This window comes from Parvularcula mediterranea, assembly GCF_013085255.1.
In the GTDB taxonomy this organism is placed as follows: domain Bacteria; phylum Pseudomonadota; class Alphaproteobacteria; order Caulobacterales; family Parvularculaceae; genus Parvularcula; species Parvularcula mediterranea.
In genome coordinates, this window is the sequence record NZ_JABFCX010000002.1 from 921,897 (window position 1) to 947,067 (window position 25,171).

The window sequence follows — 25,171 nt, forward strand, 5'->3', positions numbered from 1 at the left end:
TATCGCCCAGAGGGGTGGAGAACTGGTGAAGATACCCCGTCTCGATGCATCGAATGCCTTGCCAGCCTGCCGCACGGGCGACATAAGGATTTCTTTATATGCCGATCCAAGAGGGCCAGCCCGTGACGCGCCAAGACTACATCTTCACCTCGGAGAGTGTTTCCGAGGGCCATCCGGATAAGGTTTCCGACCGCATCTCCGACGCCATCGTTGACCTGCACCTCTCCAAACAGCCCGAGGCCCGCGTGGCTGTGGAGACCCTGACCACCACCAACCGGGTGGTGCTGGCCGGTGAGACGCGCTGTGAGCCGGGCGTCTCGGCCGAAGAAATGATCGAGACGGCGCGCGGCGCCATCAAGGCCATTGGCTATGAGCAGGACGGTTTCCACTGGAAGGACGCATCGATCGAATGCCACGTCCACGGCCAGTCGACCGAGATCGCGATGGGCGTCGATGCCGGTGACGACAAGGACGAGGGCGCTGGCGACCAGGGCATCATGTTCGGCTTCGCCACCGACGAGACCGAGAGCCTGATGCCTGCCCCGATCGCCTTCAGCCACGCCATTGTCGGCGCACTGGCGGATGCTCGGCACAAGGGCAGCGAGGATCGCCTTCTTCCTGACGCGAAGAGCCAGGTCACGGTGAAGTATGAAGGCGGCCGTCCGGTCGGCACGACCTCGGTCGTCGTCTCGACCCAGCACGTCGCCGGCCTGTCCCAGGCCGACGTCCGCGAAATGGTTCGCCCCTATATCGAGAAGTGCCTGCCGGAAGGCTGGATGCCGCCTGAAGACGAGCTCTATGTGAACCCCACAGGCCAGTTCGTGATCGGCGGCCCCGATGGTGACGCTGGCCTCACCGGCCGCAAGATCATCGTCGACACCTATGGCGGCGCAGCGCCCCACGGCGGCGGCGCTTTCTCAGGGAAAGACCCGACGAAGGTGGACCGCTCGGCTGCCTATGCCTGCCGCTATCTCGCCAAGAACGTCGTCGCCGCTGGCCTTGCCAGGCGCTGCGTCCTGCAGGTCAGCTACGCCATCGGCGTCGCCAAGCCACTGTCGCTCTATGTCGACTTCCAGGGCACGGGCGAAGTTGGCGAGGCGGAGCTTGAGAGCAAGCTCCTCGACATCATGGACCTCTCGCCCCGCGGTATCCGCACCCATCTCGGCCTCAACAAGCCGATCTATGAGCGCACCGCTGCCTATGGCCACTTCGGCCGTGAGCCCGACGCCGATGGCGGCTTCTCCTGGGAGAAGACGGACCTCGTCGACGAGCTGAAACGCGCTTTTTGAGCCTGAAAGACTTTACCTCTCCCTGTGGGAGAGGTCGAAGACTGCGCAGCAGGCTTCGGGTGAGGGCAGGCGATCCCATCGGCCGGTCGCCCCTCACCCAAAATCGAAGATTTTGACCTCTCCCACCGGGAGAGGTAGGGCGCTGATCTTCTAGCGAGATGCCCCATGCCCGATAACACCAAACGTCCGTCTGCTGACCGCTCCGAACATCCCGGAGGGCGCCTCTTTGGGCGGAACAAGGACAAGACGCTGAAGCCCCGTCAGGCACGGCTGGTCGAGGAGCTTCTGCCGAAGGTCAGCTTTTCTGCTGAGGACATCGCCGCCCGGATCGAGGCGCATCAGGGGGCCGTTGCCTTCGAGATCGGCTTTGGCGGCGGTGAGCATCTGGCATGGCAAGCCGAGCGGCATCCCGACACGCTTTTCTTCGGCGCGGAGCCGTTTATCAACGGCGTCGCGAAACTCCTTATACAGATCGAAGAAAGGAAGCTGCCGAACGTCCTCGTCCTTGAGGGTGATGCGCGGCCAGCGCTCGAAGCCGTCCCGGACGGTGCGCTCCAGACGCTCTACCTCCTTCAGCCCGACCCCTGGCCGAAGAAGCGTCACCACAAGCGGAGGATGGTCAGCCAGTGGTTCCTCAGCGAGGCTGCCCGCGCCATCAAAAAAGGCGGTGAGCTGAGGATCAGCTCGGACATTGCCGACTATATTCGCTGGACGCTCATGCACTGGCAAATGCTTGAGCGCGAGGGCGGAGCCTTTGATTGGCAAGCTGAGGCAATGTCCGATTGGACCGATCCTGGCGAGGACTGGCCGAAGACCCGTTACATGGCCAAGGGTGAGGCGGCAGGCCGCCCTGTCACTTATCTGACCTTCACGAAGCGCTGATCGGGCGGACGTCAGGCGACGCCACTTCCACGTGGGAGTAAGCCGGAACGTCGGTCATGACCACGCAATTGGGGCCGATCACGCTGTTCCGCCCCACAGTGACCCGTCCTGCGATCACAACGCCAGCACCAATGTTGACCCCACTCTCTATGATCGGCTTTCCTCCGAGGTCGGACAGGCGCGCGACCCCAAAGGTCGTGTTCTGACGGATCGTCACGTCATCGCCAATGCGTAAGGCACCGAGCATCATCCCGCCAAAGTGCTCGATCTTGACCCGGCGACCGACATTGACCGTATAGTCGAGCTTTATTCCGCATACGACATTCACGGCCATGTTCATAATCCGGTAGAGAAGGGTGAGGGGTGCCCTCAAGAGCTTCATCCGGACCGACATTCGCCAGTTGCCGAACCTGTGCCAGAAGAGTGCCCAGAAGCCGTAAGAGAGAAGGCTGCCGTCATTGGTGCGCAGGTCTTCCCGCACCAGGTCCCAGTAGCTGATACTTTTGGGGTTCTGGTTCGTCGCGCCGTCATTGACGGGCGCGGCCTCTTCGGCACGCAAGCCTTTCTCCTGTCGAAGCAAGTCGCGCACAGACTGGGTCCGCCAGTCAGCCGGGAGGGCGCCGACCCTCTCTTCCAACAGCATGCTGAGGTTCAGGACTTGCAGGCTGTCGATCTCTGCCTCGGCCGCGCTGATCCCGGTGTCAGCGTAGTCATCCCCGAGGATCGCGCCGATGGGATCCTGCGGCGCAGTCGGGCTGTCCTTAACGAGTCCCGCCAATTCACGGCGCTTAATCTTTCCCGTCTGTGTACGGGGCAATTCATCTGTCTCTGCAAAGGTCAGAACGCTGCGCGCCGAAAGCTCCATGCTGTTCAGCACCTGCGTTGCTGCATCTTCGAGAGCATCCTTAGGCGGGCCGGAAGCCTCCCGGAGAAGGAGCACCCGCTCACCATAGACGGGATCGCTCAGGCACCCGATGGCGAAGCCCCCCGAAAGTCCGTACTCGGAGGCGAGCGTGGCCTCGATCGCTTCGGGCGACACCTTCTTACCGCCGCAATTGATGAGGTCGTCTGCCCTGCCCCCGAAGAAGAGATATTCATCTTCGACGCGCCCAAGGTCTGAGGTACGGAGCCACCCCTCTTCATCCGTAAGCGGCTCGATCCTGTCCCCTGAAAGCTTACCCAGAGCGAGGTGGGGGCCGCGAATTTCGATCAGCCCACCCTCGCTGAGGCGCACCTCGACGCCGTGAAGCGCTTGCCCGACGCTCTCCAGCATCGCTCCGTCCGTCTGGTCGATCCTGAGAAACGTCGTACGCGACGCTTCGGTGAGGCCGTAATGCTGGGTGATGGAAGCGTTCGGGAACTGATCCCTCACGGCCCGTTTCTCCTCCGCATTCATATATTGCGACCCGATCTCAATGAAGCGGACCTTGGGCCCTGCCTCCGAGAAGAGCTCTTTTCGCTTGAGGAAAATCCGCAGTTGGCTCGGGACGGCGGAGAACGCATCCACCCTTCCTGAAAGCAAATGCTCTGCGAGCTCATTTGGATCGAAACCGGCTTCAGGCAGAACCGCTTCGCCTTCGACAGCAGCGAGTACGCGGCACCGGCCAAAGCCGAAGGAATGGTGGAGAGGGACGCCGATATACTCGCGCGTCCCGCGCTCGATTCCGCTGACGCGGATTAGCCGGTCGACCGTGTTGGCGAGGGCACCTGACGAAATCACGATGGCCTTGGGGAGACCTTCCGTACCCGATGTAAAATTGATAAGCGCAGGCTCGTCACCGGACGCTGGGAAGGCTGGCAAACCCTCACCACCACCGGAAACTGCGCGCACCTCAGAGACCCCAGCGGCCTCGATGCGCTCGGCATCGTCCTTGGACCGGAGCGGAACAGCGATGACTCCCTCCTGGAGAATTTCCGCCAGTTTACGGATGTAATTCAGGCTGTTCTCGGCCACCAAGCCGATACGCGGCTTCATGGGTTGTTCCTCTGTGGCGCAGGCTTCATCAGTGAGCCGACAAAGCACTCCTTCGCAAAGGTACCGAGCGCAATGCCGCCGCTTTGCGGCCTGCCCCTCAAGCCATCGACCAGCCTCATGGCGCCCACGCCCATTAAATGGCCGACCGCCGCGAAGGCCGCATAGAGCCTGCCATGGTTCGAGACGAAGTAATGCCGCCAGCTTTCATACCAGTAGGCCGGCAGGGTCTTCGCCGCAGCGCGCCCAGCCTTGATGCCTGTGGAGACCCCGGCATGGTGCATACACCGCGCACCCGGATGATGGAGCGTCTTCCACCCGGCCTTCGTGATCGCCCGCTGGAAATCGATCTCCTCGAAATAGAGGAAGAACCGGTCGTCCATGAAGGGCACGTCTTCGAGGGCGGAACGCTTGACCAAGAAGGCCGCGCCCGACACCCAAGCTACCTGATAGGGCTCGCCATCCTGCGACGCCCGGCGGTAGCTAGACTGGAACCCGAGCTTCGAGGCGAAGGGGGCGTTCGTGGTCAGCTCGCCCATGAGGCTTGGGAAGACGAAGGCCGAGGCCCGCTCGCTGCCGTCCTCGTTTTCAATCCGTGCTCCGACAATGCCGACCTTATCTTCTGCGAACAGCGCCTCGGTGAGCTTCTGCGCACAATTCTCGGCCAGCAGCGTGTCGGGGTTGAGGAAGAAGACCGCGTCGGGCTGCTCCTCCCGGGCGTAGACGGCGCGCAGGCCCTCATTGTTGCCGCCGGCAAAGCCGGTGTTGCGCTCCGCCTCGATGAGGGAGACCCAGCTTTCCTTGTCTGCGACGGCTTCCTTCAGCATCGCGACCGAACCGTCGCCCGAAGCATTATCAACGATCACCACATCGAGCGTCAGGCCATCGGCCTGCCGCACAGTCTCGAGCCGCTCGAGCGTCGGGAGGATGTACGCGGCGGCGCGGTAGTTGACGATGATGACCGTGACGGAACGCATAGAACTCACATTCGGGGGTGACAGGCGGGTCTCCGCCTCCTAACTAGCAGGAACAGTTTTCGAAACCATTCGAGAGCGGCCCCGCGGGGCCGCTTTTTTGTTGCCCAAAGCTATGACCACTTACGAAGATCGCCTTACCGAAATCTTGGAGCCAGCCATCGAGGCTGCGGGTTTTGAGCCTGTGCGTATCCGCATGACCGGAAGCCGGGAGAAGACCCTCCAGGTGATGGCCGAGCGCCCCGACGGCACGATGTCGGCGGAGGACTGCGCAGCCCTCTCCCGCGCCCTCTCCGAAGTGTTGGAAGAGAAGGATCCGATCGAGGATCCTTACACGCTGGAGGTCTCCTCGCCGGGGATCGATCGGCCATTGACCCGCCTCAAGGATTTTGAGCGCTGGGATGGTTTCGCTGCCAAAATTGAATTGACCCAGGCTGTCGAGAATCAGAAGCGGTTCCGCGGCTATGTCGCAGGGGTCGAGGATGACAATGTCCTCTTCGACATTGAAGGCGAGGACGAGACGGCGCTCATCCCCTTCGAGCTGATCGCCGCTGCCAAGCTCCTGATGACCGACGAGCTGATCACCGAGAGCCTCCGCCGCTCGAAAGCCGCCTTGAAAGAAGGCGACGCCGAGTGGGAGCCGAACCGCGACGGCCCACGGACGAACAAGATCTGATGGCGCGCCCCCTCCCCTCTCACCCGTCTTCCCGGAAAGCCAACGGCTTATCCGGGATCCATGGACTGACCGGCGCACAAGATAATGTGGTGGGTCCATGGGTCCCGGCTCTCCGCTGCGCTGCGGCCGGGATGACGGTGTTCCTGAGCGGTTGCGAATTCCTTGCTCAAGACTCTTGTCTCGACGATGGCGGGGTCTGGGATGCCGAGACGGAGGAGTGCTCCTGCACCTACACCCAACGCGGAACCTACGAAGACGAGCCGTCTACAGAACAACTCGAATGGCGCGACTGGTGCGCCGACAAGTCCAATCTTGAATCAATCCGGAACGCGGCCACCCCCGCGCCGAGCCCATAAGGGAGACTAACCCATGGCCGTCACAGCCAATAAACTTGAACTGATGCAGATCGCCCGTGCTGTGGCGATGGAGAAGTCCATCGACATGGACATCGTCATTGAGGCGATGGAGGATGCGCTCTCCCGTGCGGCGAAGTCCCGCTACGGTCAGGAGACGAACATCCGTGTCGAGATCGACCCAAAAACCGGCGAACAGCGCCTGTGGCGGCTGATGGAGGTCGTGGACGAGGTCGAGAATGACTCGACTGAGATCAACCTCAAGGCGGCCCAGCGTTCGAACCCCGAAGCTGAAGTCGGTGACTTCCTCTCCGATCCCCTGCCGCCAGTGGATTTTGGCCGTGTCGCAGCCCTCGCCGCGAAGCAGACCATCACCCAGCGCATGCGCGATGCCGAGCGTGACAATCAGTATGAAGATTACAAGGATCGCGTTGGCGAGATCATTTCGGGCGTCATCAAGCGCCTCGAATATGGCCACGTCATCGTCGACCTCGGCAAAGGCGAAGCGGTCATCCGCCGCGACCAGCAGATCCCGCGCGAGCCCCTGCGCCAGGGCGACCGCGTCCGCGCTTACATCGCTGACGTCCGCCGTGAGGCTCGTGGCCCGCAGATCTTCCTATCGCGTAACCACCCGCAATTCATGGCAAAACTCTTCGAGCAGGAAGTGCCGGAAGTCTATGACGGCGTGATCGAGATCAAGGCCGTGGCCCGCGATGCAGGCTCCCGCGCCAAGATCGGCGTCTACTCAAACGACAGCAGCATCGACCCCGTCGGCGCCTGTGTCGGTATGCGCGGCAGCCGCGTTCAAGCCGTCGTCGGTGAACTCGCTGGCGAGAAGATCGACATCGTTCCGTGGTCGGAAGACATCGCCACCTTCTGCGTCAACGCGCTTGCCCCGGCTGAGGTCGCCAAGGTCGTCCTCGACGAAGAGCTTGAGCGCATCGAAGTGGTCGTCCCTGACGAGCAGCTCTCCCTCGCCATCGGCCGCCGCGGCCAGAACGTCCGCCTCGCAAGCCAGCTGACCGGCTTCGAGATCGACATCATGACCGAGGAAGAAGAGAGCGAGAAGCGCCAGAAGGAGTATGCGGAGCGTTCCAAGCTCTTCATGGAAGTCCTCGACGTCGACGACATGATCGCCAACCTCCTCGTGGCCGAGGGCTTCGCCCGGGTCGAGGAAGTGGCTTACGTCGACATCAACGAGATCGCCCTGATCGAAGGTTTTGACGATGAAACCGCCGAAGAGCTTCAGGCCCGTGCCCAGGAGTACCTTGAGAAGGAACGTCAGGAGCTCGACGCCAAGCGCACCGAGATGGGTGTCGAAGACGCCATGCTCGAATTCGAACAGCTCGACCTCAAGATGATCGTCGCCCTCGCCGAGGAAGGCGTGAAGTCGGTCGAGGACCTCGCTGGCTGCGTCGCTGACGACCTCACCGGTTGGACCGAGCGGGTCGACGGCGAGAAGAAGCACTATGAGGGCATGCTGGAGAAGTTCCGCATCAAGCCTGACGCTGCTGAAGAGCTGATCGCCGAAGCCCGTGGCCGCATGGGCTGGGACGACGAGGAAGAAGGCGAAGAGGCGGAACAGACCGCCTGATTTTTCCGCTCACAGGGCGTTTCTGATAAAATTGTCCGGAGTTTACAAAGCTCCGGACAATTGAACCTGATGTAAGCAACATCAGGGATTTAGAGGCGTTTTCCTGTGGTTTTCCAACGGTCGCTGATCGGACGGCTGATCGCGGTGGCTTTGATGGCCGCCGTAGGCACGATCACGGTCGTCTCGGTGGTGATCTATTCCATCGCCTACGAGGAAACCGAAGCGGTCCGCATCGAGGCCCTTCTCGACAAGACCGTCGCCCGCGCAGGACAGCAGCGCGCCACCTTCAGCCAGCTTGAAACTGCGCTCCTCGAGAGCCGCGCCACCTTCGAGCGCATCGCCGAAGAGCTGGATGTCGACGCGAGCCAAGACCGGTTCAGGACGCTCTTCCCCTCCTTCTTCGACGGGACGCGACGAAGCTCCGATGCGCTGTATGACGGCGTGACGGATCCCTATGGCCACACCGACATGGGGATGGCGGGGTTCTTTCCTCGCGAGAAAGAACTGAACGGCGAGCGCCTCCTCCACGCCATGGCAGCCTTTGAAACGGTCCGGCGCTTCGGACCGTCGCTGCACGGACAGCTCCCGAATTTCTGGTGGTACTCCCACCACGGCGACATCATCGTCTTCGCTCCGGACCGGCCCGATCAGCTCCGCCCCTATCGCTTCGACCTGCCCGCAGATTTCGATTTCTCCGACCAGGAGATTGCCCAGCTTTCCACTCTCGCGGTGAACCCCCAGCGCACCATGGCCTGCGGCAAGCTCAGCCCGATGGTCTATGAGGCGAGCGGCGCGAACACGGTGCTGACGTCGAGCTGTCAGATCCCGCTCGATACAGAAGATGGGGTCCCCATCGGCTCCTTCGGCGTTACGCTCGCCCTCACCGGCTGGATGAACGAGACCGTCGCCACCGACGACACCGAAGAGTACAGCTTCATGCTGGTCAGCCCGCGCTATGGCCTCCTTGCGCACTCTGATCTCACAACCGGCGGCTCTGCAGAAGAAGTCGCTCGCTTCGCCGAGCGCGAGGGGCTCGCCGAGTTCATCGATCAGCTGCAAGGCAAGGGCGGCGTGATCATGCCCGAGAGCGGCAATTCGCTCGTCACCTACGCCATGATCGATGGTCCTGACTGGGTGCTCGTGGCGGTGAAGGACCGTGCCATCATCGCAGGAGCGGCAGCGTCGGTGGCGTTGCGGGCAACACTCGCCATGGCGGTGACGGCAGCGCTCCTGATGCTGATCATCTGTATTCTAATCTGGAACGTGGTGGCCAAGCCGTTGAGCAGGCTTGCCAACGATGCCGAGCATGACATCACGCCGTCACTTTCCATCAAGGAGCTGACCGCTCGCTCTGACGAAATCGGCCGCCTCGCCAAGTCACTCCAACAGCGTGACGACAGGGTTCAAGGCCTTGTCGAAACCCTCGAAGACAAGGTGGATGAGCGAACGGCAGAGCTCGCCTCGGCGACCCGCCTTGCAGAGTCGGCGAACGACGCGAAGACGGCCTTCCTTGCGACGATGAGTCATGAAATCCGTACACCGATGAACGGTGTCGTCGGCATGGCCGAGGCGCTTGGGCGCACCGAGCTGTCTCAGGAACAGCGCGACTATCTCGCCGTCATGCAGAGCTCTGGCGGGGCGCTCCTTGCACTGATCGACGATATTCTCGACATCTCGAAGATCGAAGCTGGCAAGCTGACGCTGGAGCCGATGCCGGTTCATCCAGCTGAAGTTGTGGACGAGGTGTGCGGCCTTTATCGCGCTGCCGCCGACCGGAAAGACATCGAACTCATCAGCGAGACCGAACAGCTGTCGAGCGAGCCGATCGTCACTGACCAGCTCCGCCTCCGCCAGATCATCTCCAACCTCGTCTCCAATGCCATCAAGTTCACCGAGCAAGGCTTCGTCCGGGTCGAGGCGCGCGCCCTCCGCGATGGCCGGCTGCAGGTGGTGGTCGAGGACACAGGGCCGGGCATCCCTGCGAAAATGCAGGCGACCATCTTCAACAAGTTCGAGCAGGCCGAGACATCAACGACCCGCCGCTTTGGCGGCACGGGTCTTGGCCTCGCCATCTCCCGTGAGCTGAGCCACCTCCTCGGCGGCAGCCTCGAGCTGCAGTCGGAAGAGGGTCGCGGGGCGCGCTTCATCCTGACCATCGCATCCCAAGGCGAGGCTCAGGTGCGCGAGCCGGTCTTCAAGACCCCGGCTGCCAACAGCGATGACGCGGACAAGGCCGTTGCGGGCATGAGGATCCTCGTCGCTGAGGACCTGGCCGTGAACCAGCAGGTCCTGGCTGCCATTTGCCGGCCGCTCGATGTGACGCTCGTAATGGCTGACAATGGCCGCGAAGCGATCGAATTCCTGAAAGAAGAGCGCTTCGACGCCGTGCTGATGGACCTCCGTATGCCGGTCATGGATGGCCTCGAAGCCATGCGCCGGATCAGGGCGGGCGAGGCGGGAGAAGACGCAAAGGGCCTGCCAATCATCGCCCTGACGGCCAACGCGATGCGGGAGCATGTCGAGGAGAGCCTCGCTGCCGGCGCAGATGCTCATGTGGCGAAGCCCGTCTCCCGCCGCGCGCTCACGGCGGCTCTTGCCGCGCATTGCGGCCTGAGCACGCCCGCCGAAGAGCGGATCGCTTACTGATCGCCTTGCGAAGCCTTTGTCTTTGCGCGACAGAGGCCAGCGATGACCGAACTGCCCCCCGTCTCCGCCTATATCAGGACCAAGAACGAAGCCCGCCGCATCGGTGAGGTCGTGCGCGCCGCGAAGAAGGCTGCGCGCGAAGTGATTGTCGTGGACTCAGGCTCCGACGACGGGACGGAAAGGATCGCCGAGGAAGCTGGCGCCATCGTCCACCACGTGCCCTGGCGCGGGAATGGTGGGCAGAAGCGGGCCGCGGAAGACCTCTGCACCCATGACTGGCTCCTCGATCTCGACGCCGACGAGGTGATCGATGACGAGATGGCCGCCTCGATCAGGGCCTTCTTCGAGGATGGCGGCGAGCCTTCGAACCCCGTCTACGGCCTCCGTCAGGTCCATGCCGTCCCCTTTGGCAAGCCCTGGTACGGCACCGATATCATCGTGAAGAACAAGTTCTACGACCGGCGGCAGATCAGGATCCCTGACCACCCCGCGTGGGACCAGCTCGAATACTCCAAGAAGACGAGCCCGCGCCTTGGCGGCTTCATGCTCCACTACATGTTCTCCGACATCGGGGACCTGGCGAAGAAGCAGGAGCGCAACATGACGCGCCGCGCCGCCGGGGTGAAGCAGAAGGCCAAATGGGTGCTGGCCCTGAGGATCGTTTTCAACCTGCCGATCTATTTCCTGAAGCGTTATCTCGGGAAGGCGCTCTTCCGTAAGGGAATCTACGGGTTCGCTTTCTCGATGACGATCGCCTACGGCAGGTGGCTGAAGGACGTGAAACTCTATGAGCGGCACCTCGCCGCCGAACAGGAAGCGAAGGAGGCAGAAGCCTCCTCGAAGACGGAGCCGCAGAATGCTTAATTTCGACGCGCTGAGATCCGCCCGTACACGGACTGAACCCTTCACTTATATCGTGGCCGAAGGCGCGGTGACCTCCGAGGAAGCCGCCAGCGTCCGGGAAGACTATCCTGCGATCGACAAGACCGGCTACCTGCCGCTTTCGAAGCTCGACAGTCAGGGTAAGTTTCAGGAACTGGTCGAAGACCTGCAGTCTCCCGAACTTGCCGAAGTCCTCTCCGAGAAGCTCGGCCTCGACCTTATCGGCAAGCCGCGGATGATCACGGTACGGAAGCTTTCAAAGCTCGGTGATGGCCGGATCCACAACGACTCCGTCTCCAAGATCTGCACCATGCTGATCTATCTCAATGATGGTTGGGACAAGGAAGAAGGCGGCGCTATCCGTGCCCTGAACGGTGAGCACGACATGGATGACTTTGCCGAAGAGGTGGAGCCCTTGGCAGGCAACGTCTTCGCCTTCGCCCGCTCCGAGACGAGTTGGCACGGCCACCCGCCCTTCGCCGGCGAGCGCTACGTCATCCAGACCACCTTCCTGACCAGCCAGGAAGAACTCGACCGCAAGGAAAACAGAGGCGGCATCCAGTTCGCGCTGAAGAAGATCTTCGAACGCTTCCAGGGCGGCAGAGCCTGAACAAGAAATGCCTCTCCCTCGGGAGAGGCCAGCGAGCACGGACGAAGGTCCGGGCAAGCGGGAGAGGGGCGCCCCCTCTCCCCGCGGGTACTAAGCCTAAGCCGCAGCCGCTTCGCTGCGCGGTTGCCAAGCGAAAGCCTTGAAGCCCTCGTCAACCGGGGTCTGGGCGAAGTGGTTGACGTAGTTCGACATCACCTTGTGCGACACGCCGAGAATCACATCGAGCACCGTGCGCTGATCATATCCGTGGGCGAAGAAGGCTTGGGTGTCAGCCTCCGAGACCACACCGCGCTGGCGGACGACCTTGAGGGTGAACTGGCGAAGGGCTTCGAGCTTTTCGTCCGGTAGCGGACGGTTTTCGCGAAGGGCTTCGATCACCTCGTCACGCACGCCTTGCGATTTTGCGATGCCGGTGTGGGCGGGCACACAATAGTGACAGTCGTGCTCGACATTGATCGTCAGCCAGACCGTGTTGCGCTCTTCTGGCGTCAGGGAGCTCGCCTCGAAGAGACCCGCGAGGGTCTGGTAGGCTTCGAGGTGCTGCGGGCTCGTCGCCATCACACCGTAGAGGTTCGGGACGAAACCGAGCTGCTGCTTGGCAGCTTCGAGACGTTGCTTGGCACCTTCGGGTGCGTTGTCCGTAGTCAGAATATCAAACTGAGCCATCATGGCCTCCTTTGTCATGGCGCCTTGTTCGCCATGGGGGCCCAGATGGTGACAGACAGGATGCATGCGATCCTGAAACTCTCTCTTGCGGCCAGGGCAAAACCCCGCCGCAGGAGCGGGGTTTAGTCAAGGAAACCCTTGAGGGCCGGGACGGAGCCAATCAGCTCGCGGACCGTGTCCTCGCCGACATTCTCGACCATGAAGTCCTTCACGACGGGCATCATGTCCTTGGCCTGGTCGACCGACAGGCCTGTTTGCTGGAAGGCCGAGAAGGCCGAAAGCGCTTCGCCAGCCTTGCCGCCGAGGGCACCGGCCGCTGCGCCAAGAAGGCCGCCCATGAGACCGCCCCCTGAAGGGGTGGGGTTCTCGCCGCCAGCGGGGAACTGGTCAGCCAGCGCCTCGGCACCTGCGACCTTGGAGAAAAGCTCGCCCAGCGCGGGCTGGCCTGCGGCCTGGTCCTTGAGAAGACCCAGCAGGACACCGACGCCCTGCTCCGCAGTGGCATCCGCGATACCGAGCTTGTTGGCGACGAGTTTGACGAGTTGTTCGATCATGGAGCGCTCCTTCCCTTGAGACCCCCATTGCCTGCCCCGCCCGGGCCGATCAGGCAACGCCCCCACTGCTTATTGCAGATAGTTATGCAGCCGGACGGATGATGCCTGATGCAAGGTCAGCGCGGTTGGCCTCGCATGACGCCAAGGTGGAGAGCCCATGAACCTGTTCCGTTGTTGCGCGTTTGTCTTCGCAGCCTTCAGCCTCACCAAGCCTGCCTGTGCCCAGGAGATCGGCGTACAGACTGCCCTGACCGCCAAGCCGGTAATCGAGAGGCATGTGGAGGTCAGCTCCGTGCCTGTCGATGAACGGGGCGGAAAGCTCTACTTGAGGGCGCAGGTCGTGGGCATCGAGCGGGAGTTCATCTTCGATACGGGCTCACCTTCGATGATCTCGAAGGAGCTTGCCTCTGAGCTTGGTCTTGAGACGATCGCTGAAAGCACCGGGATCGATGCGAACGGCCAAGCGGTCACGGCGGAGATCGCGGTTCTTGAGAGTGTGCAGCTTGGCGACGCGACGTTCAGGGACGTCCCCGTGCTGATCTTTGATTTCGCGACCATGCCTATGGGCGCATGCGTCTTCGATGGCGGCGTCCTCGGTTCAGAGCTCCTGCCGGGGAGCGCATGGCGCATCGACCTCGACCGCGGTGCGCTCGACATTGCAGCGTCGGCGGAGGCATTCGGAAAGTCGCGCAAGGTCCATAGCGCACCGCTAACGCTTTCCGGTTTTCCGCACATGCCGTTGATCGATTATTCCGTGAACGGCTTTAGCGACAAAGCCCTCTTTGATACGGGCAACGCGGGCTCGCTCATCCTGTTTAAGGAAATCGCGAACGACCGCGAGGTCCGCAAGGCCATCAAGCGCGGCTCTGACCAGCGCGGGCGAGGCTCCGAGGGGGTTTCGGCGGGCGGCATGGGCCCCGAAGTCGAGCTCCGCCGTTTCTCGCTCAAGGACCTCAAGATCGGGAAGCACACGATTGGCAAGGTCACTGCATCGACCCGCCAGGTCCCGCCGACGCTTCTGGGCGCAGGGTTCCTGAGCGAGAACATCGTGACCCTCGACTATCCGGGTGCGACGTTCTCCTGGTCTCCACGGGAGACGCCCGCGCCTTCCAAAGCACATCAGGGCTTCGGCGTGTCCTTTGTCGACACCAAGCCGTTGGTCGTCCAGCTGTTCGAGGGGTCCGTGGCGGCAAAGCGCGGGCTACGCCTCGGCGATGAAGTTCACTCCTTGGACGGACGTTCGCTCGCCGCCGAAACGGACGATGAACGCTGCCAGCATCTCCGATGGCTGATCAATCGACCAACCGACAGGACCTTTTCCTCGGTGACCGTCCTCAGGGACGGCCAGCCGGAGTTGATCGAGCTCGAGTGATCCCGTGAGCGGACGAAGGACTAGTCCCTGAAGTCTGGCTGTTCGCGCTCGAGCTTGCGCATCAGTGCAGGCCAGATGAGCCCGTCAGCAGTCATCATCAGGCCGCCTTTACCGATCATCTCGTTCTTCTGGATCACGGGATCCGCAGTCGGGTAGAGCGGCTTGCCCGAGGACATGGTCGCGATCTGCATCTCGCAGGCCCGCTCGAGGAAATACATCCGCGTAAACGCCTGGGCGACCGTTGCGCCGAGGGTCAGGGTGCCGTGGTTCCTGAGAAGCATAGAGCCTGCATCGCCAAGGTCCTTCTGAAGACGCGGCCGCTCATCATGGTCGAAGGCGACGCCTTCATAGTCGTGGTAGGCAAGGTCACCGATGATCAGCTGGGCGGTCTGGTTGAGAGGCAAGAGCCCCTCCTCCTGGGTCGCCACGGCCGTGCCATTGACCGTGTGGAGATGCATCACCGAATGCGCATCTTCGCGGCCCATATGGACGGCGGAGTGAATGGTGAAACCGGCGGGGTTCACATTGTACTCGCTCTCCTCGACCTTGTTGCCGTCCATGTCGATCTTCACGAGCGAGCTTGCCGTGATCTCCTCGAACAGCATGCCGTAGGGGTTGATGAGGAAATGCTCCTCAGGGCCCGGCACCCGCGCGGAGAGGTGTGTGAAGACGAGGTCGTCCCATCCAAACATCGCCACCAGACGGTAGGCTGCAGCAAGGTCGTTTCGGACCTGGCGCTCTTCTGGAGTCATCGAAGCAGGGTGCGCAGTTGTGGTGCTCATCGAGGTCTCATCCCTTGAGATTATCAGTTTGCGCCCAGCCTACCACGATGGCGCGGCCAGGCCAGCGGTGAGGCTCAGCAACCAAAACTGAAACTTTATTTGCGGTGCGGCGAAGCATCTTTCACGATGGGAACCAACTGTCGCAGCAGTTCCTGAGGGTGAGGGAATGGTCAGGCGCGCACTTGAGATCTTTCTCGCCACGCCGCGAGGCTTCTGCGCGGGCGTTGAGCGGGCTATCGACATCGTCGAGCTGACGCTCCGGAAATACGGCGCACCCGTCTATGTCCGGCACGAGATCGTCCACAATAAGCGGGTCTGCGACACGCTGCGGGCCAAAGGCGCGATTTTCGTCAAGGAAGTCGACGAGATCCCTGTCGGCGCCATCGCCATTACTTCGGCCCACGGCGTCGCAAAGAAGGTGGAGGCCAACGCGGCGCTCCGGCAACTCGACGTGATCGACGCGACCTGCCCCCTTGTCACCAAGGTCCACAAGGAAGGCCAGCGCTATGTCAGCCGCGGCTATGAGGTGATCCTGATCGGCCATCTCGGCCATCCGGAAGTCACGGGCACGCTGGGCCAGATCGACGGCCAGGTGCATGTGGTCGGCACCGAAACTGATGTCGCAGAGCTTGAGGTCTCCGACCCTGAGAAAGTCGCTTTCGTCACCCAAACGACCCTGAGTCTTCGGGACACTCGCGGGATTATCGATGCCCTGAAGACGCGCTTCCCGGCGATCATCGGGCCCGACACGCGGGACATCTGCTACGCCACCCAGAACCGCCAGACGGCCGTTGTGGATCTCGCCAGCCGTGCCGAGCTGCTGCTCATCGTCGGCGCCCAGAACAGCTCCAATTCCAACCGCTTACGCGAGATTGGCGAGGAGGCAGGGCTCCCCTCCTATCTTGTCGCCGACGCCGAGGCGCTCGACCCTCAATGGTTCGAAGGGGTGAGCCGCGTCGGCATCTCCGCCGGTGCGTCAGCGCCCGAGGAGCTCGTCCGCGAAGTGGTGGAGAGGATCGGTGCCTGGCACGATGTGACCGAGCGCCCGCTGGACGGGACGGAGGAGAACATTCACTTCAAGCTCCCCGCTCGACTTGCATCTCTCCAAGAGAAAGCCCAACCCAACCTTTGACAAACCTGTTGCACCGCACACAAGCTTCTTGAGGAGGCTTCTTCATGTCCGTTCCCGTTCGCCAGCAGGCCGCCGTGGCCGCCTACATCGCCAAGCAGAAACTGATGGGACGCAAGCGCTATCCGCTGGTCCTGATGCTGGAACCCCTGTTCCGCTGCAACCTTGCCTGCGCCGGCTGCGGGAAGATCGACTATCCTGCGCCGATTCTGAACCAGCGTTTGACGCCGCAGGAGTGCTGGGACGCTGCCGATGAATGCGGCGCGCCGATGGTCGCGATCCCGGGCGGTGAGCCGCTGATCCACAAGGAGATCGGCGAGATCGTGAAGGGCCTTGTCGAGCGCAAGAAGTTCGTCAGCCTCTGCACCAACGCCCTTCTCCTCGAGAAGAAGCTCGACCTTTTCGAGCCCTCGCCTTTCCTCTTTTTCTCCGTACACCTCGACGGCCTCGAAGAAGAGCATGACAAGGCCGTCTGTCAGGAAGGCGTCTTCAAAAAAGCCATCGCTGCCATCAAAACGGCTCAGGACAAGGGCTTTCAGGTCAATGTCAACGCGACGATCTTCGACGGCTATCCGGTAGATGACCTTGCCGACTATCTTGATTACGCCGCCGAGATCGGCGTCAACGTCACCATGTCGCCTGGTTTCGCTTATGAGCGTGCTCCGGACACCGAGAACTTCCTCAACCGGCAGAAGACCAAGACCTATTTCCGTGAGCTCTTCAAGATCCGCGACGAGCGCGGCTCGAAATGGACGCTGTCGCACTCGGACCTCTATCTCGACTTTCTCGCTGGGAACCAGGAGTTCAAATGCACCCCGTGGGGCATGCCGACGCGCAACGTCTTTGGCTGGCAGAAGCCCTGCTATCTCTTGGGCGAGGGGTATGCCGAGAGCTTCCAGGAGTTGATGGACGAGACCGACTGGGACAGCTACGGCACCGGCGCTTATGAGAAGTGTGCGGACTGTATGGCCCATTGCGGCTACGAGCCGACAGCCGCCGACGTTGCCTTCTCCCAGCCTTGGAAGATGCTACCGCTGGTGATGAACGGCATCAAGACCGAAGGGCCTATGGCGCCTGAGATCGACCTGCGCTCAGCCCGCCCCGCCATCGACGTCCATGAAGAGATCGTGGCTGCGAAGATGGACGAGCTGGCTGCCGAGAAGGCGAAGAAGGACGCGCCTTCGGACAAGGCACGCACCCTGATCAACAACGTCTGAGGCTATTCCTCCGTGGGCGGAGACTGCGGCCTCTGCCTACCGCCGGGAGGCACGGGCGGCACCCAGCGCTCGGGCGGCTCCTCACCGATCAATGGTGCGATTACCTGAATTGCAGAGTCCTCGCCGACGATGAACTGCCTGAACGCGCTCATCAGGATCTGCGGCACCCGCTGTCCGTTCGTCACGTCGTTCAAAAGCGCAGCGACATAGATGTCGTCCATATCGTCATTGAGCCGCGAGATCGAATAGGCCCGGCTCATCAGCGCAAACTCCTGCTTGTCGAGATAGACCACGAGCCCCGCAGCGACGGCCGCATCATAGCTTCCTGTCTGGACGGGGAGGATGTTGAAGCCCCGAGTCATTCCTCCGTAGGCGGCAGGAAGCAGGGACGGATCACCCATCGCCCGCGCGAACTTTTCGTACTGGTCGATATGATAGGCGCGCTGGGCGAGAAGCTGCTCATAATTGACGCGCAGCTCTGAATAGATTGCCGCCTCGGAGCGCTCGATCAGCTCCACCCGGTCCCGCTCGCCCCGGCGTTCGGCGAGATATCCGCCAAGAAAAACACCGAAGACGATGGCGATGAATTCGAGCCCGATGAAAACGAACCCGCGGCTGAGACTTCGTGGTTGCATCCTGCCTCTCCTACCCTATCCCGCGGCTCAGCCTAAAGGAGCCGCGAGACCGGGCAAGATGCGGCTGCAGCCTTACGGCTTGATGAGATACTTCGTACCCGTCGCCTTGGCGTTGTACTTCGCCATCACGTCAGGCTTCAGGACGTCATCGAGGCTGATCTCGCCGGTATAGTCGCTGGCGAAGGTCGTCTTGATCTCCGTCGCAATGCGCATAGCCATGCCCATCCGCTCTTCCGGGCTGATGGTTGCGAGGAAGTTGGTCAGCAGGAACCCACCGACACCCCATGCCATGCCCACCGAAGGCGGTACGCGCACTTCGCCGAGGTCGAGGCGGCCATAGACATACATCTGCTTGTGAACAGATGTTCCGTAGCGGGAATATTCGGTGAGCTTGCGGGACTGCGCGGCTTCCATCGCGGTGATAATCCGGCCCGACAGGTCACCGCCGCCGACCGCGTCGAAGCCGATGATCGCGCCGGTCTCTGCGCAGGCTTCGACGAGATCCGCCATGAAATTGCCGTCCTCGGAATTGAGTGCATAGTCAGCACCCAGATCCTTGAGGATCGCCCGCTGCTCGGGCTTCCTGACGATATTGATGAGCGGGATGCCGTCGGCCTTGCAGATCCGCTGCAGCATCTGGCCGAGGTTCGAGGCAGCCGCCGTGTGGACGAGCGCAGGGGAGCCGTCACGCTTCATGACCTTGGTCATGGAGAGCGCCGTCATCGGATTGACGAAGCTCGAGGCCGCATCGCGGGCCGAGACGCCTTCGGGCATCGGCATGCACATGGCGACGGGCACGCAGCGATACTCCGCGAACATGTCGCCACCTGCTGCCGCCACGAGCTTGCCGACGAGGCCTTCGCCTGCGGCATCACCCGCCGCGACCACGGTGCCAGAGCCTTCATTGCCGACCGGCATGGCCTCATCCATCCGGCCCTGAAGCATCCGCATGGCAAAGTCAGGGATTGGCAGCGACGTGGTGGTCGCATCCACGGACTTCGCCTGGGACGCATCCGTCATGCTGAGGAGCAGCGCGAGATCGGAAGGGTTAATCGGTGCCGCTTCGATCTTGACCAGCACTTGTCCGGCCTCAGGCTTGGGTGTCGGGACCTCTTCGATACGGACCTCGAGGGTGCCGTTCGATTTCGCCTCGGAAACGATCCGGCGCATGGTGGCGGGAATGTCTGCCATGGATTTCCTCCTTGTTTGCCTGAGTGGGTAGGGGAGGAGCGGGCCCGTGGCCAGAGCGGCCTTCAGGCGCGGGCGATGGAGTTGATGAGCGCCCGGCCGTCTTTCCTCAGGACTTCCAGCGCTTTGGACGCCTGCGAGCCGAGCTTCATCAGCTCAGGAAGATCGGCCGGTCGCCCGAGGAGCTTGCCAAGGGTCTTGAGCGTATCAACCGAGCCGTCCTCCTTCACCGAACTCAGGGCAGAAGGCGGGAAGGCCTGGTCCGCAGGGTCGGCAACCACACGTATCACGTAGAGCGGCAGGTGCCTCTGCTGCGCGACCATGGCAACGGCGTGGCTCTCCATATCGACAGCGCTCGCTCCGTAGGCGGAGCCAAGCCGCGCTTTCTCCTCTGCGGAGGTCACCAGATCATCCGATCCCAGAAGGGGAGCGCCATCAGCGGGGCGCGGCAGTTCCTGGCTCAACGGGTGGACGGCAAACCGGTCGCCATCGCGGTTCAGGACTTCCCGCGGCAGGAGGACATCGCCGGTCTGAAGGTGATCCATCAGTGCACCCGCAAGGCCGATCGAGACAAGGCACTCCGCACCGTCAGCCGCCAGCCGCATGGCGCCTGCATAGGCCCTTCCCGCATCGGCGCCGGAAATGGCGACCGGGTGGGTGAGCTTGCCGAGCGCTGCCGCTTCGGACTTCAGGCCACAAACGATGCCAAGCTTCACCGGGCTACATACCCCAGCCCTGGCGCGGATCGTTGGCCTTGCTCATCCGCTCATACCGGGCCTGCGCCCAGAGGGGGAAGAAGGCCGCGTAGCCATGATATTTGAGGTAGAAGACCCTGGGGAAGCCGGTTCCTGTGTAGAGGCCTTCAGCCCACCTGGGGCTATCCTCTTCACGCGGAGCGTTTTGCAGGAAAGCCGAGGCCTTGGCCACTTCGTCGGAGCGCACCTCCCCCGCCGCCATCAGGCCCATCATGGCCCACGCGGTCTGCGAAGGGTTTGAATGCACGATATCCCCGCGCCCGGGCTCTTCGTAGCTTTCAAGGCCCTCACCAAAGCCGCCGTCAGGGCGCTGCTGGGTCTTCAGCCACTGGGCCGCGCGGCGCACCCAAGGCTCGCGCAGGTCGACCCCTGCCTGCTCAAGGCAGACGAGGACGGACCATGTACCGTAGATATAGTTCGCACCCCAACGACCAAACCATGAGCCATCGGGCAGTTGCTCGCTCTTGAGATAGTCGAGGCCCTTTTCGATCGCGCTCTTATAGCGCTCAGGATCAACCTGCGCGAGGCAGCCGATGCAACGCGCCGTGACGTCCACCGTGGGCGGATCAAGAAGCGCACCGTGATCGGCAAAAGGAATGGCGTTCAGGTAGAAGTGCTCGTTTTCAGGCTCAAACGCACCCCAGCCGCCTGATGCCGACTGCATCCCTTCGAGCCATTCGCAGGCCCGCTCGATATTCTCTGCATATCGCTCCGAGCCCTGACGATGCATGGCCATGGCGACCACGGCCGTGTCGTCAACGTCGGGGTAGTCCGGGTTCTCATACTGGAAGGCCCAGCCGCCAGGCCGCACACCAGGGCGCCTCACCGTCCAGTCACCGCGGTGATCGAGGATCTGCTTCGACGCCAGCCAGTCGAGCATCGCGCCAAGCCTTGGGTCATTGCTCGCGCCTGCCTCTAGCAAGGCATGGGACGAAAGCGCGGTGTCCCAGACCGGCGAAACGCAAGGCTGGACGTAGAGCTGGTCACCGCGCCAGACCTTGAGGAGGTCGATCGACTTCCGCGCGATCTTCATGCGCGGATCATCATCCGCATACCCCAGGGTCGCCATCATCATTACGGCGTTGGCCATGGCCGGGTAGATCGCGCCGAGGCCATCCTCGCCGTTCAAATGTCCGACCACGAACTCTTCTGCCTCACGGATCGCGCCGCCACGGAGGCTCTCAGGGATCGTCGGCTCCACCGCATGAAGGATCTTGTCGAGGGCGAGGAAGACATGGCCCACGGCCGTGCCATTGGGGTTCGTCTGCCAGCGCCTCTCCTCATGGGGCGGGGTCACGAACAGCTCGTCGATCTTGACCGAGCAATCCTTCGCGCGCGCCTTCTTCGCCACCAGCACGAGAAGCGGGATCATCACCGTACGGGACCAGTAGGCCACCTTGGAGATGTGGAACGGGAACCACTTTGGCAGCCGCATCACTTCCACAGGAAGCGAAGGCGTACCGCGCCAGGGGATATGGCCGAAAAGCGCCAGGGAGTAGCGCGTGAAGACGTTCGCCCGCGCCGCGCCCCCCTTGCCGAGGATCCAGGTCCGTGCGCGGAGCATCGGCTCGCTCTCGGGGTCTTGGCCGCAGATCTTGAGAGCCCAATAGGCCTTCACCGTGGCCGAAAGATCGCCCGCGCCGCCGCGGAAGAGAGGCCACGCCCCGTTCTCTTTCTGGTCAGCGAGGAGATAGCGCCGGACGCCTTCTTCTTCCTTTGCGTTGCTCTCGCCGAGAAAACGCAGGAGCAGGACGTACTCTGCCGGGATCGTCGCATCAGCCTCGAGCTCGAAGACGAGATGGCCGTCATCCTTCTGGATCCCGAAAAGCTTTTCGGCCTGCTCGCGGATCAGCTCCTGGCGCTCGTTCTCGCGGGGCAGCCCGCTGGTCATCGAAGCCATACCGGCCCCCTCACTCACTCAAAATCCGCGCAGCCCGTTCACCCGACCGGACCGCGCCTTCAATCGTAGCAGGAAGCCCGGTATCGACGAAATCGCCCGCCAGGACGAGGTTTCGAAGCCGGGTCTCCTGCTTGGGTCTCTTCTTTACGTTCTCCGGTGTCTGGAGAAAGGTTGCACGCTTCTCCCGCACCAGACGGCCAGCCTTGTAGGCCAGCGTTTCCGGCAGATCGAGCGCCTTGCGCGTCTCGGACCAGAGCTTGGAGAGGAGGGCCTCTTCAGCCCCTTCCGCGCCCTCGACATGGTCCGCTGCGCTAACCGTCAAGCTGACGATATCGCCCTTGAGGAAGATCCACTGGGTCAGCCCGCCCACGACGCCGACGAGGGGCGGCTTGCCCTCTAGGACCGAAGGATCGTTCACTAGGAAATGGGCGTTGAGGATCGAGGATGTCTCCACCGGAGGGGCGGATTCGGGGAAGATGTCCGCGAGCCTGTGGGCCGGGATGGCGAGGATCACATCATCCTCCGCGCCGAGACTGACCGGCTCACCGCGGGCAAAATGCAGGGCAGTTGCCCGCCCCTCCTCTTCCTCGACCTTACGGAGGAGCGATCCAAACCGGACGGGGCTCCCCGCCTCTTCCAGCTTGGCCAGCGCAGGGTCGATGAGCGCCGGGCCAAGCCCGTACGGCGCGAACATCGGCCTCGCCAGACGACCATTGCGCCAGGCTTCGAGCGCGGTGGCGCGCATCAGCTTGGCGCTTGCCTTCTCAGGCGGCAGGTTCATCACCGCGAGGGACATGGGCTCCCAGAAACGGGTCTTGGCTGGCCCTTCTGCGCCGCAGAGGTCAGCGATGGTGTGACTGTCGCCAGCGCGCAAGATCGCGCCTGCGCCGAGCATCGCTCCGAGACTGACGCCCTTGGGCCTGCGGTCCTTCACAAGCGGCCACCACGGAAGGGCGCCGTCATTCATATGGACCGACCAGCGCTCTCTCGTCTCAACGTCAGCAAACGGAAACTTCGCCTCCGGAGCTTCGCACAGGGCATCAGGCACACCAGCCAGAGCGAGATAGCGCCTCACCGAAATGTTGCCGCTCAGGACCAGATGGTTGCCATTGTCGATGACCCGCCCGAGGCGAGCATCTTCATAGCTACGGCAGCGCCCACCCGCCTGGCCTGACCCTTCATGGACGGTGACCGCTTGCCCCCGCTCCAGAAGGTGGAGCGCGGCGGAGAGCCCTGCGAGCCCTGCGCCGATGATGTGCGTATGGCCGCTCATGCCGTCTGGGGGCGTCCCGGTCCGAAGAAGGCGTAGCGGAGGCCACGGAAGAGCTTGGCGCGCTTGGAAAGAAGCTCCGCATCGGGATCGATCCGCCAGCCAAGCTTCTTCATGCGAAGGAGATAGCCCTCATAAGCACCCATCATCATGAGAGCCGGGCGCAGGGCCTTGCGCTCATGCTCCTCGGCCAGCTTCCGGGCTTCGTTGTAAAGGACCTCCGCCTCAGCGCCGAGCTCCTCGCGGATCGCAGGCAGCTGCTCCGCCTGCGCGACGTCGTCAGGGCTCGCCCCCGCAAGGCCATGCTTCGCCAGAAGCTCTGCGGGAAGATAGAGCCTGCCAATGTCTGCATCTTCTTCGACGTCACGGAGAATGTTCGTAAGCTGAAGAGCATCGCCCAACGCCAGCGCGAACCGGTCCGAGACGTCGCCCTTCCACGCGCCGAAAACCCTGATCGACAGGACCCCCACCGTGCCCGCCACACGCCTTGTGTAGAGCGCCAGCTCCTCTCGCGAGGGAGCAACAATCGGTCCTTCGGCATCCATGGCCATGCCATCGATCATGCCGAGAAACTCATCCTTGGGCAGATCATAGGCTTCCACTGCGGGCAGGAGCGCCTGGCCGACAGCGGACACGGGGCTCCCCCGATAGAGCGCGTCCATCTCCTCGCGCCAACTGTCGAGCGCACGGTGCTTTACATCAGCCGTCCACGGACCATCGGCAACGTCATCAACTTGTCGGCAGAAGGCATAGACTGCGTGCATCCCAGCCCTGCGGTCAGCCGGCAGGATCCCCATCCCGGCAGCAAAGCTCGTTCCCGAGGCCGCAGTGATAAGGCTCGCCTTGCCGCCAGCGTCAGAGCCCGTATACGGCTGGGGCAAGTGATGGCCGATCTCGCTCACGCAGCCCTCCGCGGCAGGATCACGCCCTGCACAAAGCCTGCAGCGCCCGCCTTCAAAAAGTCAGCCTTGGACAGGGCCACCCGACCCGCGATCGGGTCCGCCTCTGCGAGCTTCACCCGAAGGCGCTTGGCCAGCTTCAGGATGACAGCGCTTTCCGCCGCGAGCCGCCGGCTCTTGAGGCCGGAAACCAGTTCTTCTGCCTGCTGATTGAGTTCCGAGCAGACCTCCAGCAAGCGGTCGATCACCCGACGCAAACCCGGGCTCGCCTTGCTGGCCGTGACGTCCTCGACCACAGCATCCTCCTCTGCTAGCCAGTCGGCAGGCAGATAGCTCCGTCCGATCTCGCGGAAGTCCTCCTTCAAATCCTGCAAATGGTTCAGGATCTGAAGCGACGTGCAAAGAGCATCAGATGCTCCGAACAGCGCACGGTCCTCTCCGTGAAGGTCCAGAAGGAACTGACCCACCGGGTTCGCGGAATAACGGCAATAGCCGAGGAGCTCATCAAGGCTCGCGTACCGGTCCTTCCGGCAGTCCTGCTCGAAGGCCACAAGCAGGTCACTGCCACGCTCAAGCGGCACACCCGCCTCAAGCAGCGAGGCGCGCAGGGCCGAAGGCTTCGACAATCCCTCCCCCTCACCGTGAAGCACAGCGCGATAGGCCTTCAGCCTACGCACCTTTTCCTCCGCCAGTAGGTCCGGGTCATCGCCAATATCATCAGCGCCCCGGGCAAAATCGTAATAGGCCTTCACATGGGGCCGGAGCGGCGGAGCGATCAGGAACGAGCCCACGGGGAAGTTCTCGTCGTCTGCGCCCTTGCCGGATGCAGCTTCGATATCCTCGTCCCGGAAGATCTCGGGCATGACCTCACTCCCGGCGCTTCCCTTGCTGCGCCGCACTCTCTACCTCCTTAGGGTCGCAAGGTT

The 25,171-nt window shown here is 62.6% G+C and carries 22 protein-coding genes; 10 read left to right on the plus strand and 12 right to left on the minus strand.

The annotated features are described in order from the left end of the window. The first annotated feature begins 98 nt into the window (after window positions 1-98). A complete protein-coding gene (gene metK / locus HK107_RS05020) occupies window positions 99-1,289 on the plus strand; it encodes a methionine adenosyltransferase (RefSeq protein WP_198912299.1) in 1,191 nt (396 codons plus the stop codon). A gap of 165 nt (window positions 1,290-1,454) precedes the next feature. After that, the gene (trmB, locus tag HK107_RS05025) at window positions 1,455-2,171 is read left to right on the plus strand and encodes a tRNA (guanine(46)-N(7))-methyltransferase TrmB (protein WP_173197308.1); all 717 of its coding nucleotides are present in this window, start codon (window positions 1,455-1,457) and stop codon (window positions 2,169-2,171) included. Here trmB and HK107_RS05030 read toward each other — a convergent pair. Together HK107_RS05030 and HK107_RS05035 are read right to left on the minus strand one after the other, a co-directional pair. Then, on the minus strand, window positions 2,158-4,146 hold the full coding sequence (locus HK107_RS05030) for an AMP-binding protein (RefSeq protein WP_173197309.1): 1,989 nt from the start codon (window positions 4,144-4,146) through the stop codon (window positions 2,158-2,160). The two genes, trmB and HK107_RS05030, sit on opposite strands and share 14 nt — an antisense overlap. After that, entirely contained in the window at window positions 4,143-5,120 is a 978-nt protein-coding gene (locus HK107_RS05035) for a glycosyltransferase family 2 protein (RefSeq protein ID WP_173197310.1), read from the minus strand. Before HK107_RS05035 ends, HK107_RS05030 begins: the two co-directional genes overlap by 4 nt. A 112-nt stretch (window positions 5,121-5,232) precedes the next feature. Here HK107_RS05035 and rimP point away from each other — a divergent pair, with 112 nt between their 5' ends. The 5 genes from rimP to HK107_RS05060 all read left to right on the plus strand — a co-directional run bounded on the left by rimP (window position 5,233) and on the right by HK107_RS05060 (window position 11,878). Continuing rightward, window positions 5,233-5,793, plus strand: coding sequence for a ribosome maturation factor RimP (gene rimP / locus HK107_RS05040; protein ID WP_173197312.1), 561 nt, complete (start codon window positions 5,233-5,235; stop codon window positions 5,791-5,793). Between the two features lie 369 nt (window positions 5,794-6,162). Further along, a complete protein-coding gene (gene nusA, locus HK107_RS05045) occupies window positions 6,163-7,740 on the plus strand; it encodes a transcription termination factor NusA (protein WP_173197314.1) in 1,578 nt (525 codons plus the stop codon). A 105-nt stretch (window positions 7,741-7,845) separates the two neighbouring features. After that, window positions 7,846-10,386: an ATP-binding protein gene (locus HK107_RS15970; RefSeq protein WP_173197316.1), complete on the plus strand. Its 2,541-nt coding sequence runs from the start codon at window positions 7,846-7,848 to the stop codon at window positions 10,384-10,386. A gap of 42 nt (window positions 10,387-10,428) precedes the next feature. Next, window positions 10,429-11,250: a glycosyltransferase family 2 protein gene (locus HK107_RS05055; RefSeq protein WP_173197318.1), complete on the plus strand. Its 822-nt coding sequence runs from the start codon at window positions 10,429-10,431 to the stop codon at window positions 11,248-11,250. Continuing rightward, window positions 11,243-11,878 carry a 2OG-Fe(II) oxygenase gene (locus HK107_RS05060; protein WP_198912300.1) on the plus strand — a complete coding sequence of 212 codons (636 nt, stop codon included), beginning with the start codon at window positions 11,243-11,245 and terminating at the stop codon, window positions 11,876-11,878. Before HK107_RS05055 ends, HK107_RS05060 begins: the two co-directional genes overlap by 8 nt. Window positions 11,879-11,974: 96 nt before the next feature. On the opposite strand, the gene HK107_RS05065 is transcribed toward HK107_RS05060, so the two are convergent. Then, the gene (locus tag HK107_RS05065) at window positions 11,975-12,544 is read right to left on the minus strand and encodes a carboxymuconolactone decarboxylase family protein (protein ID WP_173197320.1); all 570 of its coding nucleotides are present in this window, start codon (window positions 12,542-12,544) and stop codon (window positions 11,975-11,977) included. Between the two features lie 122 nt (window positions 12,545-12,666). Then, window positions 12,667-13,098, minus strand: coding sequence for a DUF2780 domain-containing protein (locus HK107_RS05070; protein WP_173197321.1), 432 nt, complete (start codon window positions 13,096-13,098; stop codon window positions 12,667-12,669). A gap of 157 nt (window positions 13,099-13,255) precedes the next feature. Between HK107_RS05070 and HK107_RS05075 the strand changes: the two genes are divergently transcribed. Next, a complete protein-coding gene (locus tag HK107_RS05075) occupies window positions 13,256-14,470 on the plus strand; it encodes an aspartyl protease family protein (protein ID WP_173197323.1) in 1,215 nt (404 codons plus the stop codon). Between the two features lie 20 nt (window positions 14,471-14,490). On the opposite strand, the gene HK107_RS05080 is transcribed toward HK107_RS05075, so the two are convergent. Further along, window positions 14,491-15,252: a class II aldolase/adducin family protein gene (locus tag HK107_RS05080; RefSeq protein WP_173197326.1), complete on the minus strand. Its 762-nt coding sequence runs from the start codon at window positions 15,250-15,252 to the stop codon at window positions 14,491-14,493. 166 nt (window positions 15,253-15,418) lie between these two features. On the opposite strand from HK107_RS05080, the gene ispH reads away from it, so the two are divergent. Further along, window positions 15,419-16,384, plus strand: a complete 966-nt coding sequence (gene ispH / locus HK107_RS05085; RefSeq protein ID WP_173197328.1) for a 4-hydroxy-3-methylbut-2-enyl diphosphate reductase — start codon at window positions 15,419-15,421, stop codon at window positions 16,382-16,384. Between the two features lie 44 nt (window positions 16,385-16,428). Further along, window positions 16,429-17,598: an adenosyl-hopene transferase HpnH gene (gene hpnH, locus HK107_RS05090; protein WP_173197331.1), complete on the plus strand. Its 1,170-nt coding sequence runs from the start codon at window positions 16,429-16,431 to the stop codon at window positions 17,596-17,598. A 2-nt stretch (window positions 17,599-17,600) separates the two neighbouring features. Here hpnH and HK107_RS05095 read toward each other — a convergent pair whose 3' ends face one another. The 7 genes from HK107_RS05095 to hpnC all read right to left on the minus strand — a co-directional run bounded on the left by HK107_RS05095 (window position 17,601) and on the right by hpnC (window position 25,108). Further along, the gene (locus HK107_RS05095) at window positions 17,601-18,233 is read right to left on the minus strand and encodes a hypothetical protein (RefSeq protein WP_173197333.1); all 633 of its coding nucleotides are present in this window, start codon (window positions 18,231-18,233) and stop codon (window positions 17,601-17,603) included. 72 nt (window positions 18,234-18,305) lie between these two features. Next, a complete protein-coding gene (locus HK107_RS05100) occupies window positions 18,306-19,424 on the minus strand; it encodes a zinc-binding dehydrogenase (RefSeq protein WP_173197335.1) in 1,119 nt (372 codons plus the stop codon). A 62-nt stretch (window positions 19,425-19,486) separates the two neighbouring features. Beyond that, on the minus strand, window positions 19,487-20,137 hold the full coding sequence (locus tag HK107_RS05105; protein WP_173197337.1) for a phosphorylase family protein: 651 nt from the start codon (window positions 20,135-20,137) through the stop codon (window positions 19,487-19,489). A 4-nt stretch (window positions 20,138-20,141) separates the two neighbouring features. Next, entirely contained in the window at window positions 20,142-22,076 is a 1,935-nt protein-coding gene (shc, locus tag HK107_RS05110; RefSeq protein ID WP_173197339.1) for a squalene--hopene cyclase, read from the minus strand. 10 nt (window positions 22,077-22,086) lie between these two features. Then, window positions 22,087-23,349, minus strand: a complete 1,263-nt coding sequence (hpnE, locus tag HK107_RS05115; protein WP_173197340.1) for a hydroxysqualene dehydroxylase HpnE — start codon at window positions 23,347-23,349, stop codon at window positions 22,087-22,089. Continuing rightward, the gene (locus HK107_RS05120) at window positions 23,346-24,248 is read right to left on the minus strand and encodes a squalene/phytoene synthase family protein (RefSeq protein WP_173197341.1); all 903 of its coding nucleotides are present in this window, start codon (window positions 24,246-24,248) and stop codon (window positions 23,346-23,348) included. The genes hpnE and HK107_RS05120 overlap by 4 nt, the downstream gene beginning before the upstream one ends. Continuing rightward, complete coding sequence (gene hpnC / locus HK107_RS05125) at window positions 24,245-25,108, minus strand: squalene synthase HpnC (protein ID WP_173197342.1); 864 nt, start codon at window positions 25,106-25,108, stop codon at window positions 24,245-24,247. Before hpnC ends, HK107_RS05120 begins: the two co-directional genes overlap by 4 nt. Window positions 25,109-25,171: the final 63 nt, after the last annotated feature.

Bases quoted from the DNA above. Each gene is read 5' to 3' on its own strand.
- hpnE (WP_173197340.1), bottom strand. From the start codon at position 23,349: ATGAGCGGCCATACGCACATCATCGGCGCAGGGCTCGCAGGGCTCTCC.
- shc (WP_173197339.1), bottom strand. From the start codon at position 22,076: ATGGCTTCGATGACCAGCGGGCTGCCCCGCGAGAACGAGCGCCAGGAG.
- rimP (WP_173197312.1), top strand. From the start codon at position 5,233: ATGACCACTTACGAAGATCGCCTTACCGAAATCTTGGAGCCAGCCATC.
- HK107_RS05065 (WP_173197320.1), bottom strand. From the start codon at position 12,544: ATGGCTCAGTTTGATATTCTGACTACGGACAACGCACCCGAAGGTGCC.
- HK107_RS05030 (WP_173197309.1), bottom strand. From the start codon at position 4,146: ATGAAGCCGCGTATCGGCTTGGTGGCCGAGAACAGCCTGAATTACATC.
- metK (WP_198912299.1), top strand. From the start codon at position 99: ATGCCGATCCAAGAGGGCCAGCCCGTGACGCGCCAAGACTACATCTTC.
- hpnC (WP_173197342.1), bottom strand. From the start codon at position 25,108: ATGCCCGAGATCTTCCGGGACGAGGATATCGAAGCTGCATCCGGCAAG.
- HK107_RS05055 (WP_173197318.1), top strand. From the start codon at position 10,429: ATGACCGAACTGCCCCCCGTCTCCGCCTATATCAGGACCAAGAACGAA.
- hpnH (WP_173197331.1), top strand. From the start codon at position 16,429: ATGTCCGTTCCCGTTCGCCAGCAGGCCGCCGTGGCCGCCTACATCGCC.
- HK107_RS05075 (WP_173197323.1), top strand. From the start codon at position 13,256: ATGAACCTGTTCCGTTGTTGCGCGTTTGTCTTCGCAGCCTTCAGCCTC.
- nusA (WP_173197314.1), top strand. From the start codon at position 6,163: ATGGCCGTCACAGCCAATAAACTTGAACTGATGCAGATCGCCCGTGCT.
- trmB (WP_173197308.1), top strand. From the start codon at position 1,455: ATGCCCGATAACACCAAACGTCCGTCTGCTGACCGCTCCGAACATCCC.
- HK107_RS05100 (WP_173197335.1), bottom strand. From the start codon at position 19,424: ATGGCAGACATTCCCGCCACCATGCGCCGGATCGTTTCCGAGGCGAAA.
- HK107_RS05095 (WP_173197333.1), bottom strand. From the start codon at position 18,233: ATGCAACCACGAAGTCTCAGCCGCGGGTTCGTTTTCATCGGGCTCGAA.
- HK107_RS05070 (WP_173197321.1), bottom strand. From the start codon at position 13,098: ATGATCGAACAACTCGTCAAACTCGTCGCCAACAAGCTCGGTATCGCG.
- HK107_RS05060 (WP_198912300.1), top strand. From the start codon at position 11,243: ATGCTTAATTTCGACGCGCTGAGATCCGCCCGTACACGGACTGAACCC.
- HK107_RS05080 (WP_173197326.1), bottom strand. From the start codon at position 15,252: ATGAGCACCACAACTGCGCACCCTGCTTCGATGACTCCAGAAGAGCGC.
- HK107_RS05035 (WP_173197310.1), bottom strand. From the start codon at position 5,120: ATGCGTTCCGTCACGGTCATCATCGTCAACTACCGCGCCGCCGCGTAC.
- ispH (WP_173197328.1), top strand. From the start codon at position 15,419: ATGGTCAGGCGCGCACTTGAGATCTTTCTCGCCACGCCGCGAGGCTTC.